9 protein-coding genes are annotated in these 14,871 nt (G+C 62.4%); 6 read left to right on the forward strand and 3 right to left on the reverse strand.

The annotated features are described in order from the left end of the window. Positions 1 to 16: 16 nt before the first annotated feature. Together rpoC and rpoB are read right to left on the reverse strand one after the other, a co-directional pair. Positions 17 to 4,309, reverse strand: a complete 4,293-nt coding sequence (gene rpoC, locus ACZ1JM_RS14320; protein ID WP_465133043.1) for a DNA-directed RNA polymerase subunit beta' — start codon at positions 4,307 to 4,309, stop codon at positions 17 to 19. Between the two features lie 75 nt (positions 4,310 to 4,384). Further along, the gene (gene rpoB, locus ACZ1JM_RS14325) at positions 4,385 to 8,539 is read right to left on the reverse strand and encodes a DNA-directed RNA polymerase subunit beta (protein ID WP_465133044.1); all 4,155 of its coding nucleotides are present in this window, start codon (positions 8,537 to 8,539) and stop codon (positions 4,385 to 4,387) included. 534 nt (positions 8,540 to 9,073) lie between these two features. Between rpoB and ACZ1JM_RS14330 the strand changes: the two genes are divergently transcribed. The 4 genes from ACZ1JM_RS14330 (at position 9,074) to ACZ1JM_RS14345 (ending at position 12,288) form a co-directional block, all read left to right on the forward strand. Further along, entirely contained in the window at positions 9,074 to 10,144 is a 1,071-nt protein-coding gene (locus ACZ1JM_RS14330; protein ID WP_465133045.1) for a hypothetical protein, read from the forward strand. A gap of 390 nt (positions 10,145 to 10,534) precedes the next feature. Next, complete coding sequence (gene rplJ / locus ACZ1JM_RS14335; protein WP_465133046.1) at positions 10,535 to 11,050, forward strand: 50S ribosomal protein L10; 516 nt, start codon at positions 10,535 to 10,537, stop codon at positions 11,048 to 11,050. A gap of 87 nt (positions 11,051 to 11,137) precedes the next feature. After that, positions 11,138 to 11,515: a 50S ribosomal protein L7/L12 gene (gene rplL, locus ACZ1JM_RS14340; RefSeq protein WP_465133047.1), complete on the forward strand. Its 378-nt coding sequence runs from the start codon at positions 11,138 to 11,140 to the stop codon at positions 11,513 to 11,515. A 167-nt stretch (positions 11,516 to 11,682) separates the two neighbouring features. After that, positions 11,683 to 12,288, forward strand: coding sequence for a hypothetical protein (locus ACZ1JM_RS14345; RefSeq protein ID WP_465133048.1), 606 nt, complete (start codon positions 11,683 to 11,685; stop codon positions 12,286 to 12,288). A 93-nt stretch (positions 12,289 to 12,381) separates the two neighbouring features. Here the strand turns inward: ACZ1JM_RS14345 and ACZ1JM_RS14350 are convergent, their stop codons facing one another. Continuing rightward, complete coding sequence (locus ACZ1JM_RS14350; RefSeq protein WP_465133049.1) at positions 12,382 to 12,822, reverse strand: c-type cytochrome; 441 nt, start codon at positions 12,820 to 12,822, stop codon at positions 12,382 to 12,384. 140 nt (positions 12,823 to 12,962) lie between these two features. Between ACZ1JM_RS14350 and ACZ1JM_RS14355 the strand changes: the two genes are divergently transcribed. Both ACZ1JM_RS14355 and groES read left to right on the forward strand, forming a co-directional pair. Further along, the gene (locus ACZ1JM_RS14355) at positions 12,963 to 14,390 is read left to right on the forward strand and encodes an MATE family efflux transporter (RefSeq protein ID WP_465133050.1); all 1,428 of its coding nucleotides are present in this window, start codon (positions 12,963 to 12,965) and stop codon (positions 14,388 to 14,390) included. Between the two features lie 181 nt (positions 14,391 to 14,571). After that, positions 14,572 to 14,859 (forward strand): co-chaperone GroES, encoded by a 288-nt coding sequence (gene groES, locus ACZ1JM_RS14360; RefSeq protein WP_465133051.1) that lies wholly within the window; start codon positions 14,572 to 14,574, stop codon positions 14,857 to 14,859. Positions 14,860 to 14,871: the final 12 nt, after the last annotated feature.

Below are 14,871 nucleotides of genomic sequence, written 5' to 3' on the forward strand. Positions count from 1 at the left end.
GCTTAGACTGGAAGGCTTACGCCTCGCCGTCCGCTGCGTCCTTGTTCAGGTAGTCGCCAGCGTCCGCGTCCGTGCCGTGGGTTTCACCCTCGACCGCTGCCAGCGGGCTGTCACCCAGATCGTCCGCCGGATCGCGCGCCAGTTCAGCCTTATGTTCTTCCTCGGCCGTGTTGGCGAGGATCATGGCTTCCTGCATGCGCTTTGTAGCGGCGCGCAGAGCGGCATCGCGGCTGGTTGCGGCAACGCGAACCCGGTTCATGCCCGCACCGGTACCGGCGGGGATGAGACGGCCGACGATGACGTTTTCCTTCAGGCCAATCAGCGAGTCCTTCTTTCCTTCGACCGCCGCCTGCGTCAGCACGCGGGTGGTTTCCTGGAAGGAGGCCGCCGAGATGAACGAGCGCGTCTGCAGCGAGGCCTTTGTGATGCCCAACAGCACCGGCTTGCCCTCGGCCGGCTTCTGGCCGGGGGCGAGCTTGGCGTTGTATTCGGCCATTTCCTCGTAATCGACCTGCTCGGCCGCCAGCAGCGTGGTGTCACCGCCGTCGGTGATCTCGACCTTCTGCAGCATCTGGCGAACGATCACCTCGATGTGCTTGTCGTTGATCTTCACGCCCTGCAAGCGGTAGACTTCCTGGATTTCCGCCACCAGATACTCCGCCAGCGCTTCCACGCCGAGGACTTCCAGGATGTCGTGCGGATCGGGTGAGCCCGAAACCAGGTTATCGCCCTTCTTGACCCAGTCGCCTTCCTGAACGTCCACGACCTTGGACTTGGGGATCAGGTATTCCACCGGATCACCCTCTTCCGGGATGATCGCGATCTTGCGCTTGGCCTTGTAGTCGCGGACGAACTCGATGCGACCCGAAACCTTGGCGATAACCGCGTTGTCCTTCGGCTTGCGAGCTTCGAACAGTTCGGCAACGCGCGGCAGACCACCGGTGATGTCACGGGTCTTGGCGGCTTCGCGGCTGGCGCGAGCAATGATGTCGCCCGCTTCGACCGCCTGGCCATCCTCGACCGACAGCGTGGTGCCCGGCGCCATCATGTAGCGTGCCGCTTCCCCGCTCGCGTCATCGAGAAGGGTGATGCGCGGACGCAGGTCTTCCTTCTTCTTGGCGCGGGCCGTCGAACGGTCCTCGGTGACGACGCGGCTGGTCATGCCGGTGGCGTCATCGACGTGCTCGGTCAGCGTGCGGGTATCGATCAGGTCCTGATACTTGATGACGCCCGACGTTTCCGTGATGATCGGCAACGTGAACGGATCCCATTCAGCCAGACGTTCACCCTGCTCGACTTTGGCACCGTTCTTGTGGAGCAGCACCGTACCGTAAGGAACGCGGTGGATCGCGCGCTCACGGCCCTCGCTATCGAACAGCACGATCTCGCCGTTGCGGGCCAGCGACAGGAGACGGTTGCGCTTGTCGACGATCGTCGGGATGTCGCGGTATTCGACATGGCCTGCGCTGATCGCTTCGAGGTGCGACGTTTCGTTCAGCTGCGCCGCACCACCGATGTGGAAGGTACGCATGGTCAGCTGCGTGCCAGGCTCACCGATCGACTGCGCGGCGATGACGCCGACAGCTTCACCGATGTTCACCGGCGTACCACGGGCAAGGTCACGTCCGTAGCAAGTGCCGCAGACGCCCTGGGTGGCTTCGCAGATCAGCGGCGAACGAATGCGGGCGGCCTGCAGGCCGGTCGCTTCGATCGCGGCAACCGCCGGCTCGTCGAGGAGCTGGCCCTTCGATGCGATGACGTTGCCTTCCTTGTCGACGATGTCCTCGGCCAAAGTACGGCCCAGGATACGCTCGCCAAGCGAGGCGATCGTCGAACCGCCCTGCACGATCGAACGCATTTCCAGCGCGCGCTCCGTACCGCAATCGTCGACGACGACCACGCAGTCCTGCGACACGTCGACCAGACGACGGGTCAGGTAACCCGAGTTAGCCGTCTTGAGCGCCGTATCGGCAAGACCCTTACGGGCGCCGTGGGTCGAGTTGAAGTATTCAAGAACGGTCAGACCTTCCTTGAAGTTCGAGATGATCGGCGTTTCGATGATCTCGCCCGACGGCTTGGCCATGAGGCCGCGCATACCGGCAAGCTGCTTCATCTGCGCCGGGGAACCACGCGCACCGGAGTGGCTCATCATGTAGATCGAGTTGATCTGAGCCATGCGACCGGTTTCGGGGTCGATCGGCTGAGCCTTGATCTCGTCCATCATGGCGTTTGCCACCTGGTCGCCACAACGGCTCCAGGCGTCGATCACCTTGTTGTACTTTTCCTGCTGCGTGATCAGGCCGTCCTGGTACTGCTGTTCGTAGTCGGCGACCAGTTCCTTGGTCTCGGCGACGAGGGCAACCTTGCTGTCCGGGATGATCATGTCGTCCTTGCCGAACGAGATGCCCGCCTTGAACGCGTGACGGAAGCCCAGGGTCATGATCGCGTCGGCGAACAGAACCGTGTCCTTCTGACCGGTGTGACGATAGACCTGATCGATGACGTCACCGATTTCCTTCTTCGTGAGAAGGCGGTTGACGACGTCGAAAGGCACCTTGTGCGAACGCGGCAGGCACTCGGCCAGCAACATGCGGCCAGGCGTCGTGCTGAAACGAGCCATGTACTGCTTGCCGTCCTCGTCCGTCTGCGGGACGCGCGCCTCGATCTTCGAGTGGAGCGTCACGGCGCCGACGTGAAGCGCCTGATGCACTTCGGCCATGTCCGAGAACTTCATGCCTTCGCCCGGCTCGCCGTCGCGGTCCAGCGACAGGTAGTACAGGCCCAGCACCATGTCCTGCGAAGGCACGATGATCGGCTTGCCGTTGGCGGGCGACAGGATGTTGTTGGTCGACATCATCAGCACGCGCGCTTCGAGCTGGGCTTCCAGCGAGAGCGGCACGTGGACGGCCATCTGGTCACCGTCGAAGTCGGCGTTGAAGGCCGAGCAGACGAGCGGGTGCAGCTGGATCGCCTTGCCTTCGATCAGCACGGGTTCGAACGCCTGGATGCCCAGACGGTGAAGCGTGGGCGCGCGGTTCAGCATGACCGGGTGCTCGCGGATCACTTCGTCCAGGATGTCCCAGACTTCCTTGCGTTCCTTTTCGACCCACTTCTTGGCCTGCTTCAGGGTCATCGACAGACCCTTGGCGTCCAGGCGGGCGTAGATGAACGGCTTGAACAGTTCGAGCGCCATCTTCTTGGGCAGGCCGCACTGGTGCAGCTTGAGCTCCGGACCGGTCACGATGACCGAACGGCCCGAGTAGTCTACACGCTTGCCGAGCAGGTTCTGACGGAAACGACCCTGCTTGCCCTTGAGCATGTCGGACAGCGACTTCAGCGGACGCTTGTTTGCGCCGGTGATGACGCGGCCACGGCGACCGTTGTCGAACAGGGCGTCGACGGCTTCCTGCAGCATGCGCTTTTCGTTGCGCACGATGATGTCAGGCGCGCGCAGTTCGATCAGGCGCTTCAGGCGGTTGTTGCGGTTGATGACGCGGCGATACAGATCGTTGAGGTCCGAGGTCGCGAAGCGGCCACCGTCCAGCGGCACCAGCGGGCGCAGCTCTGGCGGGATGACCGGCACGACGTCGAGGATCATCCATTCGGGGCGGTTTCCCGAATCGATGAACGATTCCACGACCTTGAGGCGCTTGATGATCTTCTTGGGCTTGAGTTCCGACTTCGTCGTCTCAAGCTCCTGCAGCAGGTCGGCGCGCTCCTGCTCGAGGTCGAGGTTCATCAGCATGTGCTTGACGGCTTCAGCGCCGATACCGGCGGTGAAGGCGTCTTCGCCATATTCGTCCTGCGCGTCGAGCATCTCGTCTTCGGTGAGAAGCTGGTACTTCTCAAGCGGGGTCAGTCCCGGCTCGGTGACGATGTAGCTTTCGAAGTACAGCACGCGCTCAAGCAGCTTGAGCTGCATGTCGAGAAGCAGGCCGATGCGCGAAGGCAGCGACTTCAGGAACCAGATGTGCGCGACCGGCGCAGCCAGTTCGATGTGGCCCATGCGCTCGCGACGGACCTTGGTCACGGTCACTTCGACGCCGCACTTTTCGCAGACGACGCCCTTGTACTTCATGCGCTTGTACTTGCCGCACAGGCACTCGTAGTCCTTCACGGGACCGAAGATGCGGGCACAGAACAGGCCGTCGCGCTCAGGCTTGAACGTGCGGTAGTTGATGGTTTCCGGCTTTTTGATCTCGCCGAAGGACCAGGAGCGAATGCGCTCGGGGCTCGCCAGTCCGATCTGGATCTGGTCGAACGTCTCGGGCTTTGCCATCTGGTTCGTGAACTTGGTCAGGTCGTTCATAGTTCAATCCCTCTGGGGGTGAATTTATCTAGGCAGCGCAGGGACGGCGGAGCAGCGAGGCTCCGCCGGATCCCGTTATTCCGCCGCGATCGCCACGCCGTCGTCGTCGGTGTCGATGGACGACAGTTCGACGTTGAGGCCCAGCGAGCGCATTTCCTTGACGAGCACGTTGAAGCTCTCGGGAATGCCGGCCTCGAACGTATCGTCGCCCTTGACGATCGCCTCGTAGACCTTGGTGCGGCCGACGACGTCGTCGGACTTCACCGTCAGCATTTCCTGGAGCGTGTACGCCGCGCCGTAGGCCTGGAGTGCCCAGACCTCCATCTCACCGAAGCGCTGGCCACCGAACTGCGCCTTACCACCCAGCGGCTGCTGCGTGACAAGCGAGTACGGACCGATGGAACGGGCGTGGATCTTGTCATCCACAAGGTGGTGCAGCTTGAGCATGTAAATGATGCCCACGGTCACCTTGCGGTCGAACTTGTCTCCCGTGCGGCCGTCATAGAGGTCGGATTGCCCCGACTTGTGCAGGCCGGCCAGTTCCAGCATGTCCGCCACGTCGGCTTCCACCGCGCCGTCGAACACCGGCGTGCCCATCGGGACGCCCTTCGAGACGTTCTGCGCCAGTTCGATCAGCGATTCCGTATCACGGCTCTCGATATCGTCGGCGTAGTGCGCGCCGTAGATGGTCTTGAGGCGTTCACGAACCGCTTCCGGCGGAGCAGCGGCTTCCGGGTTGGGGTTGGCATGGCGCCAGTCTTCCAGAGCCTGCTTGACCTGCTGACCCAAACCGCGTGCGGCCCAGCCCAGGTGGGTCTCGAAGATCTGACCGACGTTCATGCGCGATGGCACGCCCAATGGGTTCAGCACCAGATCGACCGGCGTGCCGTCTTCGAGGAACGGCATGTCTTCGACCGGCAGAATCCGGCTGATGACACCCTTGTTGCCGTGACGGCCGGCCATCTTGTCGCCCGGCTGCAGCTTGCGCTTCACCGCTACAAAGACCTTGACCATCTTGAGCACGCCGGGAGCCAGCTCGTCGCCGCGCTCCAGCTTCTCCTTGCGATCCTCGAACTTCTCCTGGATCGCCTTCACGGTCACGTCGTACTGAGTCTTCACTGCTTCCAGCTGCGACTGCATGTGATCGTCCGCGACTGCGAACTTCCACCATTCGTGACGCTCGACTTCAGCCAGCAGATCATCGTCGATCTCGCCGCCCTTCTTGACGCCCTTGGGAGCCGATGCGGCGGTCTGGCCGACCAGCATGTCGCGCAGGCGGTTGTAGGTCGCGCGGTTCAGAATGGCGCGTTCGTCTTCACGGTCCTTGGCGAGGCGTTCGATTTCCTCGTTCTGGATCGCGCGGGTACGGTCGTCCACTTCGATACCGTGACGGTTGAAGACGCGAACGTCGACGATCGTACCGGAAACGCCCGGCGGCAGGCGCAGCGAGGTGTCACGCACATCGCTGGCCTTTTCACCGAAGATCGCGCGCAGCAGCTTTTCTTCCGGCGTCATCGGCGATTCGCCCTTGGGCGTGATCTTGCCGACGAGGATGTCGCCGGGGTGAACCTCGGCACCGATGTAGACAATGCCGGCTTCGTCGAGGTTGCGCAGGGCTTCCTCGCCAACGTTCGGAATGTCGCGCGTGATATCCTCTGGCCCAAGCTTGGTATCGCGAGCCATGACTTCGAACTCGTCGATGTGGATCGACGTGAACACGTCGTCCTTCACGATCCGCTCGGAGATGAGGATGGAGTCTTCGTAGTTGTAACCGTTCCAGGGCATGAAGGCGACGAGGCTGTTACGACCCAGAGCAAGTTCGCCCAGCTCGGTCGACGGACCATCGGCCAGGATGTCACCCTTTTCAATGACATCGCCTACCTTCACCAGCGGACGCTGGTTGATGCAGGTGGACTGGTTCGAACGCTCGAATTTCTGAAGGCGATAGATATCGACGCCCGACTTGCCGGCCTCGATGTCGCCCGAGGCGCGGATAACGATACGGGTCGCATCGACCTGATCGACGACGCCGGCGCGGGTGGCCGAGATCGCAGCGCCCGAATCGCGCGCCACGGTGCCTTCCATGCCGGTGCCCACGAACGGAGCATCGGCCTGAACCAACGGCACGGCCTGACGCTGCATGTTCGAGCCCATGAGCGCGCGGTTGGCGTCGTCGTTTTCCAGGAACGGAATGAGCGATGCGGCGACCGAGACGAGCTGCTTGGGCGAAACGTCCATCAGCGTGATCTGGTCGCGCGGGCTCATCACGAATTCACCGTTCTGGCGAGCCGAGACGAGTTCTTCCGCGAAGCTGCCGTCGTCGTTGGTTTCGGCCGAGGCCTGCGCAACGGTGTGCTTCTGCTCTTCCATCGCCGAAAGGTATACGACGTCGCCGCTTACCTTGCCGTCGATCACCTTGCGGTACGGGGTTTCGATGAAGCCGTACTTGTTGACGCGGGCGAAAGTCGACAACGAGTTGATCAGACCGATGTTCGGGCCTTCCGGTGTTTCGATCGGGCAGATGCGGCCGTAGTGGGTAGGGTGAACGTCGCGGACTTCGAAGCCGGCGCGCTCACGGGTCAGACCGCCCGGCCCAAGTGCCGAAACGCGGCGCTTGTGCGTCACTTCGGACAGCGGGTTGGTCTGGTCCATGAACTGCGAGAGCTGCGAAGAGCCAAAGAACTCGCGGACGGCGGCCACGGCGGGCTTCGCGTTGATGAGGTCGTTCGGCATCACCGTCGATACGTCGACTGACGACATACGCTCCTTCACGGCGCGCTCCATGCGCAGCAGGCCAACGCGGTACTGGTTTTCCAGCAGTTCGCCCACCGAACGCACGCGGCGGTTGCCGAGGTTGTCGATGTCGTCGATCTCGCCCTTGCCGTCCTTCAGGCCGACCAGTTCCTTGACGACGGCGAGGATATCCTCGGTGCGCAGGGTGGTGACGGTGTCTTCGGCGTCGAGGCCAAGACGCATGTTCAGCTTCACGCGGCCCACGGCCGAGAGATCATAGCGATCGGCATCGAAGAACAGGCCGTCGAAGAGAGCTTCGGCGGTTTCCTTCGTCGGCGGTTCGCCCGGACGCATGACCTTGTAGATGGCCTCAAGGCCCATCTCACGGTTCTCGGCCTTGTCGACCTTGAGCGTGTTGCGAATCCAGGGACCGGTGTTGACCTCGTCGATGTCGAGCAGGTCGATCTGGTCGATCCCGGCATGGTCAAGCGCTTCGAGGTTCTCGGGGCTGACTTCGTCGCCAGCCTCGATGTAGATGCGGCCGGTGCTTTCATCGATGAGATCGACGGCGGAGTAGCGGCCGAAGATTTCCTCGGTCGGGATCAGCAGTTCGGTCAGGCCGTCCTTCTGCGCCTTGTTGGCAGCGCGGGGGCTGATCTTGGTGCCGTTCGCGAACACGATTTCGCCTGAGTTGGCGTCGACGATGTCAAACGCGGGCTTGGCACCGCGCCATGCTTCGGGGGTGTAGGGCAAACGCCAGCCACCGTCGCCACGCTTCCAGGTGACGGTCTGATAGAAATGCGAAAGGATCTGCTCGGAATCGAGACCCAGGCCGTAAAGCAGTGCAGTGACCGGCAGCTTGCGCTTGCGGTCGATACGCACGTTGACGATGTCCTTCGCATCGAACTCGAAGTCGAGCCACGAACCGCGATAGGGGATCACGCGGGCGGCGAACAGGAACTTGCCCGAAGCGTGGGTCTTGCCGCGGTCATGATCGAACAGAACGCCCGGCGACCGGTGCATCTGCGAAACGATCACGCGCTCGGTGCCGTTGATGAAGAAGGTGCCGTTCTCCGTCATCAGGGGCATGTCGCCCATGTAGACGTCCTGCTCCTTGATATCGAGGACCGAACGGGTCTCGGTCTCTGCATCCACTTCGAACACGATGAGGCGCAGCGTGACCTTCATCGGCGCTGCGTACGTGATGCCGCGCTGACGGCATTCGGTCACGTCGTACTTGGGGTCTTCCAGCTCGTAGTGAACGAAGTCCAACTCGCTGGTTCCGGCGAAGTCGCGGATCGGGAATACCGAGCGCAGTGTCTTTTCCAGGCCCGAGACATATCCGGTCGAAGGATCGGAGCGGAGGAACTGTTCGTAGCTCTCACGCTGGACTTCGATCAGGTTGGGCATCTGGACGACTTCGTGAATGTCGCCAAAGATCTTGCGGATGCGCTTCTTCGCAGAGCGGGGCGCACTATCGACGGGCTTGGTGGCCATGAGCTGGTCTTGCCTCTTCAAAAGTTCGATTCGCTTCACGAACCGGACCGGAAAAATTCGTCTTCGCGAGGACGATACTCCTGCCCGCAGGCAGGGCATCCGAAACGAGAAAAGGCCGCCTGGCTCGCGGATTCCCGGATGGGAGATCCTGCAGCCAGCAGCCTTTCACGTCGGATGATGCTCTCTTCCGCTTCCTTCCCGGACAGACCCCCGCGCATGGATCCGTCTTGCTCGAAGCGAACGAGCGAGTGGCGCCTATAGAAGGCCGAGATAAAAGTGTCAAACACGAAGGACGGGAATGCTCCGGATGGATGAGAGGATGGCGGTTGCTCGTACGGACCCTTTTAAGAAGCGCTTTAGTCACCTTCAGATAGGCGGCCAGGCGCTTATTTCATTAATCTGGCGTACAGAAAACAGTCATGATCGATCAGTTGAAGTAGGCGAGTAAAGCAATTCACCGCTCTTAGATATTCAACTTGTCCTGTATTTCAAAGTTTATTGGCTCCGATGAAGTGCTCTGCGCTTTTACCTGTCATGACGAACAACAGTATCCCCCGCTCGCCCCGTGCCGTGACCGCGATTGCCGCTGTCCTGGCGCTGTCTGCCATCCCGTTTGCTGCCACAGTGCAGGCGCAGGAAGCCGTAGTATCGCCTGCCGTCCCGGTCACGCCGGACAATACGGCTGCTACGCCGGCATCGCCCACGGTGACCTTGCCGCCGGAAGCGACGGCCCCCACGGCCCCGGTCGATACAGCGACGACCTCGGGAACATCTTCGACTGCTGTACCGACAGTCGTTCTGCCGAATGCAGCGCCGCCGCCTGCGGAAGCGCAATCTGTTCAGGCCGCAGAGCAGCCTGCAGAGCAGGCGCGCCCCGCCGCTCGGGCTAGCCGAACTACGGCTACGTCATCCGCGCCTCGCGTGCCTACGGCTGAGAGCCAGGGGACAGCAGCACGTCCCGCTTTGGCCCAAGGCTCGGTTCCCCCCGCCACCGCAACGCCGGCCCCTGCTACGACGCAACCAGAAGCCGCGCCTCCTGTCGCTGCAGCACCTACCCCGGCAGTCGACGGTTCTAACCGCGAGTTGCCAGTTGCAGGCATCGTCGGACTGCTCGCCGCCCTTGGCGCAGCGGGGTGGGGCATAGCAGCAATGCGTCGCCGGCGTGATGATCCCACGACTGAGGAGGCGGAATACGAAACAGAGCCTTTGGTACTGAGCGATGTCGCCGAACCAATCCCTTCGGTTGCTCCTGTGGCCCCGGTTGCAGCGCCAGCCGGATACGTCACCACGATGGATCGCGGTGCAGCCCGACCGGCCTCTTATAACGGCGCTGCCAATACGGCAGGTGCCATTCTGGCATCGTCGCCCATACCGCAGACCGCTGATGAACGTCGGGATCTGCTGGAGCGCATGGTCGCGGCCGAGCCGGACGAGGATAACCCGTTCACCTCGCACAAATCACGCATGCGTCGCGCCCGCATTCAGTTGGCGCACCGCGAGCAGGCGGGCGAGGCTGCACCGGTGCAGGGCAGGAACTTCGATTTCCGCGACTACCGCTCGCCCGGTCAGGCAGCCCGCACCAAGCCCGATCTGATCGACGCATAACCCCGGCCGTCACGCCCGGTAACCGAAGGGCAGCTTTGGCAAAGCTGCCCTTCTTTGCGTAAACACTCGGCCTTCGATCGACCTTGACTCTCTTGGCAATCTGCCGCATTGGCCCGCCCCGACCGACGGGTTAAACCCTGTCGATCATCCGTCCGAGACAGTTGCTGGGGGCTCCCCCCTTAATTTGCAGCCTAGGCGGGGACAGAGAAATTCCGGCCCTTCGCTCTGAAACAGAGCACGGTGCCACTTTCGGTTTCGCCCATCTGTTGGGTGTTGTCGATACTCCTTCCCCTTCGAACGGACTCGCCCAGGGCATGCTTCGGCCTGTCCTGGACTATGTAGCCGGCTGCGGAAGGTTCTCCTTTTGCAGCCATTGTGAAGGAGTAAGGCATGGATCGTTCGCAGAAAGCCGAATCGGTCGCCCAGCTCAACGCGGTCTTCTCCGAGGCCGGCGCGGTGGTCATCACCCGCAACCTCGGCATGACGGTGGCTCAGTCCACCGCCCTGCGCGGAAAGATGCGTGACGTTGGTGCGGACTACAAGGTTGCGAAGAACCGTCTTGCCAAGCTTGCCATCGCGGACACCAACTACGTTGGTATCGGCGACTTCCTGACCGGCCCGACGGCCATCGCCACTTCGGTGGACCCCGTCGCAGCCGCCAAGGCCGTCGTCGAATTCGCCAAGACGACCGACAAGATCGAGATCGTCGGCGGCGCGATGGGTTCGCAGGTTCTGACCCCCGAAGGTGTCAAGGCGCTCGCCTCGATGCCCTCGCTCGACGAACTGCGCGCCAAGCTCATCGGCCTCGTCCAGGCCCCGGCGACCAAGATCGCCCAGCTTTCCACCGCTCCGGCGGCCAAGCTGGCTCGCGTTTTTGCCGCCTACGCCGAGAAGGACGCCGCCTGAGCTTTCAAGCCAGCATTGCGTTTCTAACGATTTATCCCGCCGGTTCGCATGAGGCGTCGGTGGGACCACAGATCAGGAGTGAATATCATGGCAGACATCGCCAAGCTTGTTGAAGAACTGTCGCAGCTGACCGTCCTCGAGGCCGCTGACCTCGCCAAGGCCCTCGAAGAAGCATGGGGCGTTTCCGCCGCTGCTGCTGTTGCCGTAGCCGCACCGGCTGGTGGTGGCGACGCTGGCGCCGCCGCTGAAGAGAAGACCGAATTCGACGTGATCCTCACCGGCGACGGTGGCAAGAAGATCCAGGTCATCAAGGAAGTCCGCGCCATCACCGGTCTGGGCCTCGCTGAAGCCAAGGCTCTGGTCGAAGGCGCTCCGAAGCCCGTCAAGGAAGGCGCTTCGAAGGCTGAAGCCGAAGAGATCAAGAAGAAGATCGAAGAAGCCGGCGGCACCGTCGAACTCAAGTAATCTTCTTTTCCGGGTCATACCGGACAAGATCACAGGAAGGGTGGCCCCGCAACGGGCCGCCCTTTTTGTTTGGCGGGTGTCCAGCCTCTTCCGTAATCCTGCGTTCAGCTTCGCAAGAGCAGTTTTTGCATCGCAAAGGGCCAAGTCACGAAGGAGGAACCATCCCAATGCGCATGCCCCCTCGCAAGTATCTTGTAGGCGCTGCCGGGCTGGCCATCCTTGGTGCTGGCGTAGCGGAAGCTGCAACCGACAAAATCCATACCCTAAAGGTCGACGCGCCGGACGGCACGGTGGTCCATGTCCAGTATTTGGGCGATGTGGCGCCCCGGATTCAGTTCGTTCCCGCCGATGCCATGTCGCCGGCGGGGATGCCGGTCATGGCCGATCCTTTCTTAGAGATGCAGCGGATATCGGCAGCGATGGACGCTCAGATGAACGCGATGATGCAGCGCGCCGCTGTCATGCAGCAGCAGGCGGCACAGATGCAGCAGAATGCCCTGGCGTCGGCCAGTGATGGTTCGGCGGTACCCGGTCTCTCGGTAGCAGAAGGCAAGCTCCCGCAAGGCATGCAGATGACGTATTACTCGTCCTCGACCGATACCAATGGGTGCACCCGGTCTGTCTCCTACAGTTCGGATGGTTCTGGCGCGGCCCCCAAGCTGACCCAGGCCGCGTCCGATGGGTGCGATGCAGCCAAGCCAGGCGGTCAGGCGATCCCGGCGAAAGCGCAGGCTTCCCCCGAGCAAGCCGCAACGCCGGGCCACAAGGTCTGAAATAGTTGTCGTAGGCGTCTGCATGTCCCCTGGACGCCCGCACGACGGGGCCTTGCGTGGGAGCGCAAGGCCCCTTTCACATGCAGCTGCCGGTCACTTCAGCGTTTTGAGATAGTCGATGATGGCCTTGCGCTTTGCGGGGTCGGCGACGGGAAGAACCATCTTGGTCCCCGGCACCATCTTGGTCGGACCTTCGAGCCAGGTATCCAGAGTAGCGCGATCCCACGTCACGCCGGATGTTTTGAGCGCAGGGCTGAAAGCATAGCCCGGAGCGGACCCGGCCTTTTTCCCATAAATGCCGAACAGCGTCGGCCCGATCCCGTTCTGGCCCGCCTGCGTCGAATGGCAGGACCGGCAGACGGCGAATGCCGGCGGGGCAGGATCGACCACTGCCGAGGCTACCGGCACCGCGTGATCGGCGTTCTCTGGTGCTGCAGATCGTTCGGAAGGCGCATCTCCGCAACCGGCCAGTGCCAATGATACAGCCAGAGCAAGCGTGGCAGGCAGGGGACGGGTCGGCATTTTGATGGTCATCGCGGCAGCTCCTTGGCGTGCTGGCTAAAGGAGAGGGCGGCGTAGGGAAATAGTCGAAACGTCTGTCTCCCCATACAAATCTATCCACGTCGCAGGAATGGCTTTCTTAGCATCGCCGCACCTTCTAAGGACGACCGCGCATGTCAAAGAGCCTTTTCGATCCCCTGTTTCGCGCGGAATTGCTGGCCACTTCTCGGTTGGCCGGGCCGCTTGCTCTCGCCAACATGCTGCAGATGGCGGTCTTCGCCATCGATGTCATTTTCGTGGCGCGTCTGGGGCAGGAATCCCTGGCGGCGTCGAGCCTGGCCGTGGCACTCGTCGCGGTGGTGATGATGGGTCTGAACGGCGTTACCGGGGCCGTTGCGCCGTTGATCGCCGCCGAAATCGGCCATCGCCGCAATTCCGTGCGGGAAGTGCGCCGCTCCACACGCATGGCGCTGTGGCTGGCGGTGCTGCTGGGTCTGGCGGGGGCAGGTTTCTGCTTCCTTGGCGAAACGATCATGCTTGCGACCGGGCAGGACCCGCACGTCGTCGAACTGGCCAACGGCTTCATTCGCATCGTGGCGCTGGCGCTGGTGCCGATGGCGATCGCCAATGTCCTGCGCACGTTCGTTTCGGCGCTTGGCCGCCCGGTGTTCGCCACCATGATCACGGCGCTGGCAATTCTGGTCAACGCGGCGGGGAACTATGCATTGGTCTTCGGCAACTTTGGCATGCCGGCGCTGGGCCTGAACGGTTCCGCGATGGCCAGCGTCATTACCGCCTGCACCACCGTACTGGCTTATGTGCTCGCCATCCGATCTGACCGCGCCTTGCGCCGGTTCCACATCTTTGGCCGCTGGTGGCGGCCGGAATGGCAACGGATGCGCCAGATGCTGGCGCTGGGCCTCCCCATCGCCGCGACCCTTATCGCCGAGGGCGGCCTGTTCAGCGCCGCCGCATTCCTGATGGGCCGGATCGGAGAGGCGGAACTCGCCGCCCATACCGTCGCGCTACAGATCGCCGCCTTCGCTTTTCAAGTTCCGTTCGGCGTGGGCCAGGCCGCAACTATCCGCGTCGGCTATCACTTCGGCGCGGGAGACAGAGCCGCCATGGGGCGCGCGGGCTGGGCGGCAATCACGATCGGTATGGCTTGCGTGTCTGTTTCGGCGCTGGCTATGCTTGTGTTCCCGAAGTTCATTCTATCGGCGTACATCGACGTGTCGGCCGCGGCCAACGCGGGCATGGTGCTGCTCGCAATGAAGTACCTTTTCGTGGCCGCAGTCTTCCAGCTTACCGATGGCCTGCAGGCCGTGGCCGCCGGAGCTCTTCGCGGACTGCAAGACACGCGCATTCCGGCCGTCATCGCTATTGTCGGGTATTGGGCGGCCGGTTTCGTGACATCGGTGGCGCTGGGGTTGTTCACCCCGCTGAGCGGAGTTGGCGTGTGGGTGGGCCTGGCGGTGGGACTGACCGTGGCGGCGGCGCTGTTGCTGATCCGCTGGCATTGGCGCGAGCGGTTCGGCCTGATCCGCGACACGGGCAGTCGCCGCACGTCGGCGCCTGTCGTCCACGCTGTCATCGCGTAGTCATCCAGCCGGACCATCCTTGCTGGACACCGGCTCGGCGTGAAGGTGACAGACCTTGAATTTTTTCTGTCGGTCACCGCTTGACGCCCGCCCTGGGCCGGACCATATCCCGGCGCGTTGGCACTCCTCATTGTAGAGTGCCAATCCAATTTCAGTTCGTTGGATTTAGGGAGATAACCCAATGACATTTCGTCCGCTGCACGACCGTGTTCTCGTGCGCCGCGTCGAGGCCGAAGAAAAGACGGCTGGCGGCATCATCATCCCAGACAGCGCCAAGGAAAAGCCGGCTGAAGGCGAGATCGTTTCGATCGGCACCGGCACCCGCGCTGAAAACGGCACCGTCACGCCGCTCGACGTCAAGGTCGGCGATCGCGTGCTGTTCGGCAAGTGGTCGGGCACCGAAGTAAAGGTCGACGGTGAAGACCTGCTGATCATGAAGGAATCGGACATTCTCGGCGTTATCGGCTGAGCTGACCGTTTC

This window comes from Novosphingobium sp. BL-S-24 (assembly GCF_055521575.1).

Excerpts from the sequence above, each read along its gene's own strand:
- rpoC (WP_465133043.1), bottom strand. The coding sequence starts at position 4,309 with ATGAACGACCTGACCAAGTTCACGAACCAGATGGCAAAGCCCGAGACG.
- rpoB (WP_465133044.1), bottom strand. The coding sequence starts at position 8,539 with ATGGCCACCAAGCCCGTCGATAGTGCGCCCCGCTCTGCGAAGAAGCGC.
- ACZ1JM_RS14330 (WP_465133045.1), top strand. The coding sequence starts at position 9,074 with ATGACGAACAACAGTATCCCCCGCTCGCCCCGTGCCGTGACCGCGATT.
- rplJ (WP_465133046.1), top strand. The coding sequence starts at position 10,535 with ATGGATCGTTCGCAGAAAGCCGAATCGGTCGCCCAGCTCAACGCGGTC.
- rplL (WP_465133047.1), top strand. The coding sequence starts at position 11,138 with ATGGCAGACATCGCCAAGCTTGTTGAAGAACTGTCGCAGCTGACCGTC.
- ACZ1JM_RS14345 (WP_465133048.1), top strand. The coding sequence starts at position 11,683 with ATGCGCATGCCCCCTCGCAAGTATCTTGTAGGCGCTGCCGGGCTGGCC.
- ACZ1JM_RS14350 (WP_465133049.1), bottom strand. The coding sequence starts at position 12,822 with ATGACCATCAAAATGCCGACCCGTCCCCTGCCTGCCACGCTTGCTCTG.
- ACZ1JM_RS14355 (WP_465133050.1), top strand. The coding sequence starts at position 12,963 with ATGTCAAAGAGCCTTTTCGATCCCCTGTTTCGCGCGGAATTGCTGGCC.
- groES (WP_465133051.1), top strand. The coding sequence starts at position 14,572 with ATGACATTTCGTCCGCTGCACGACCGTGTTCTCGTGCGCCGCGTCGAG.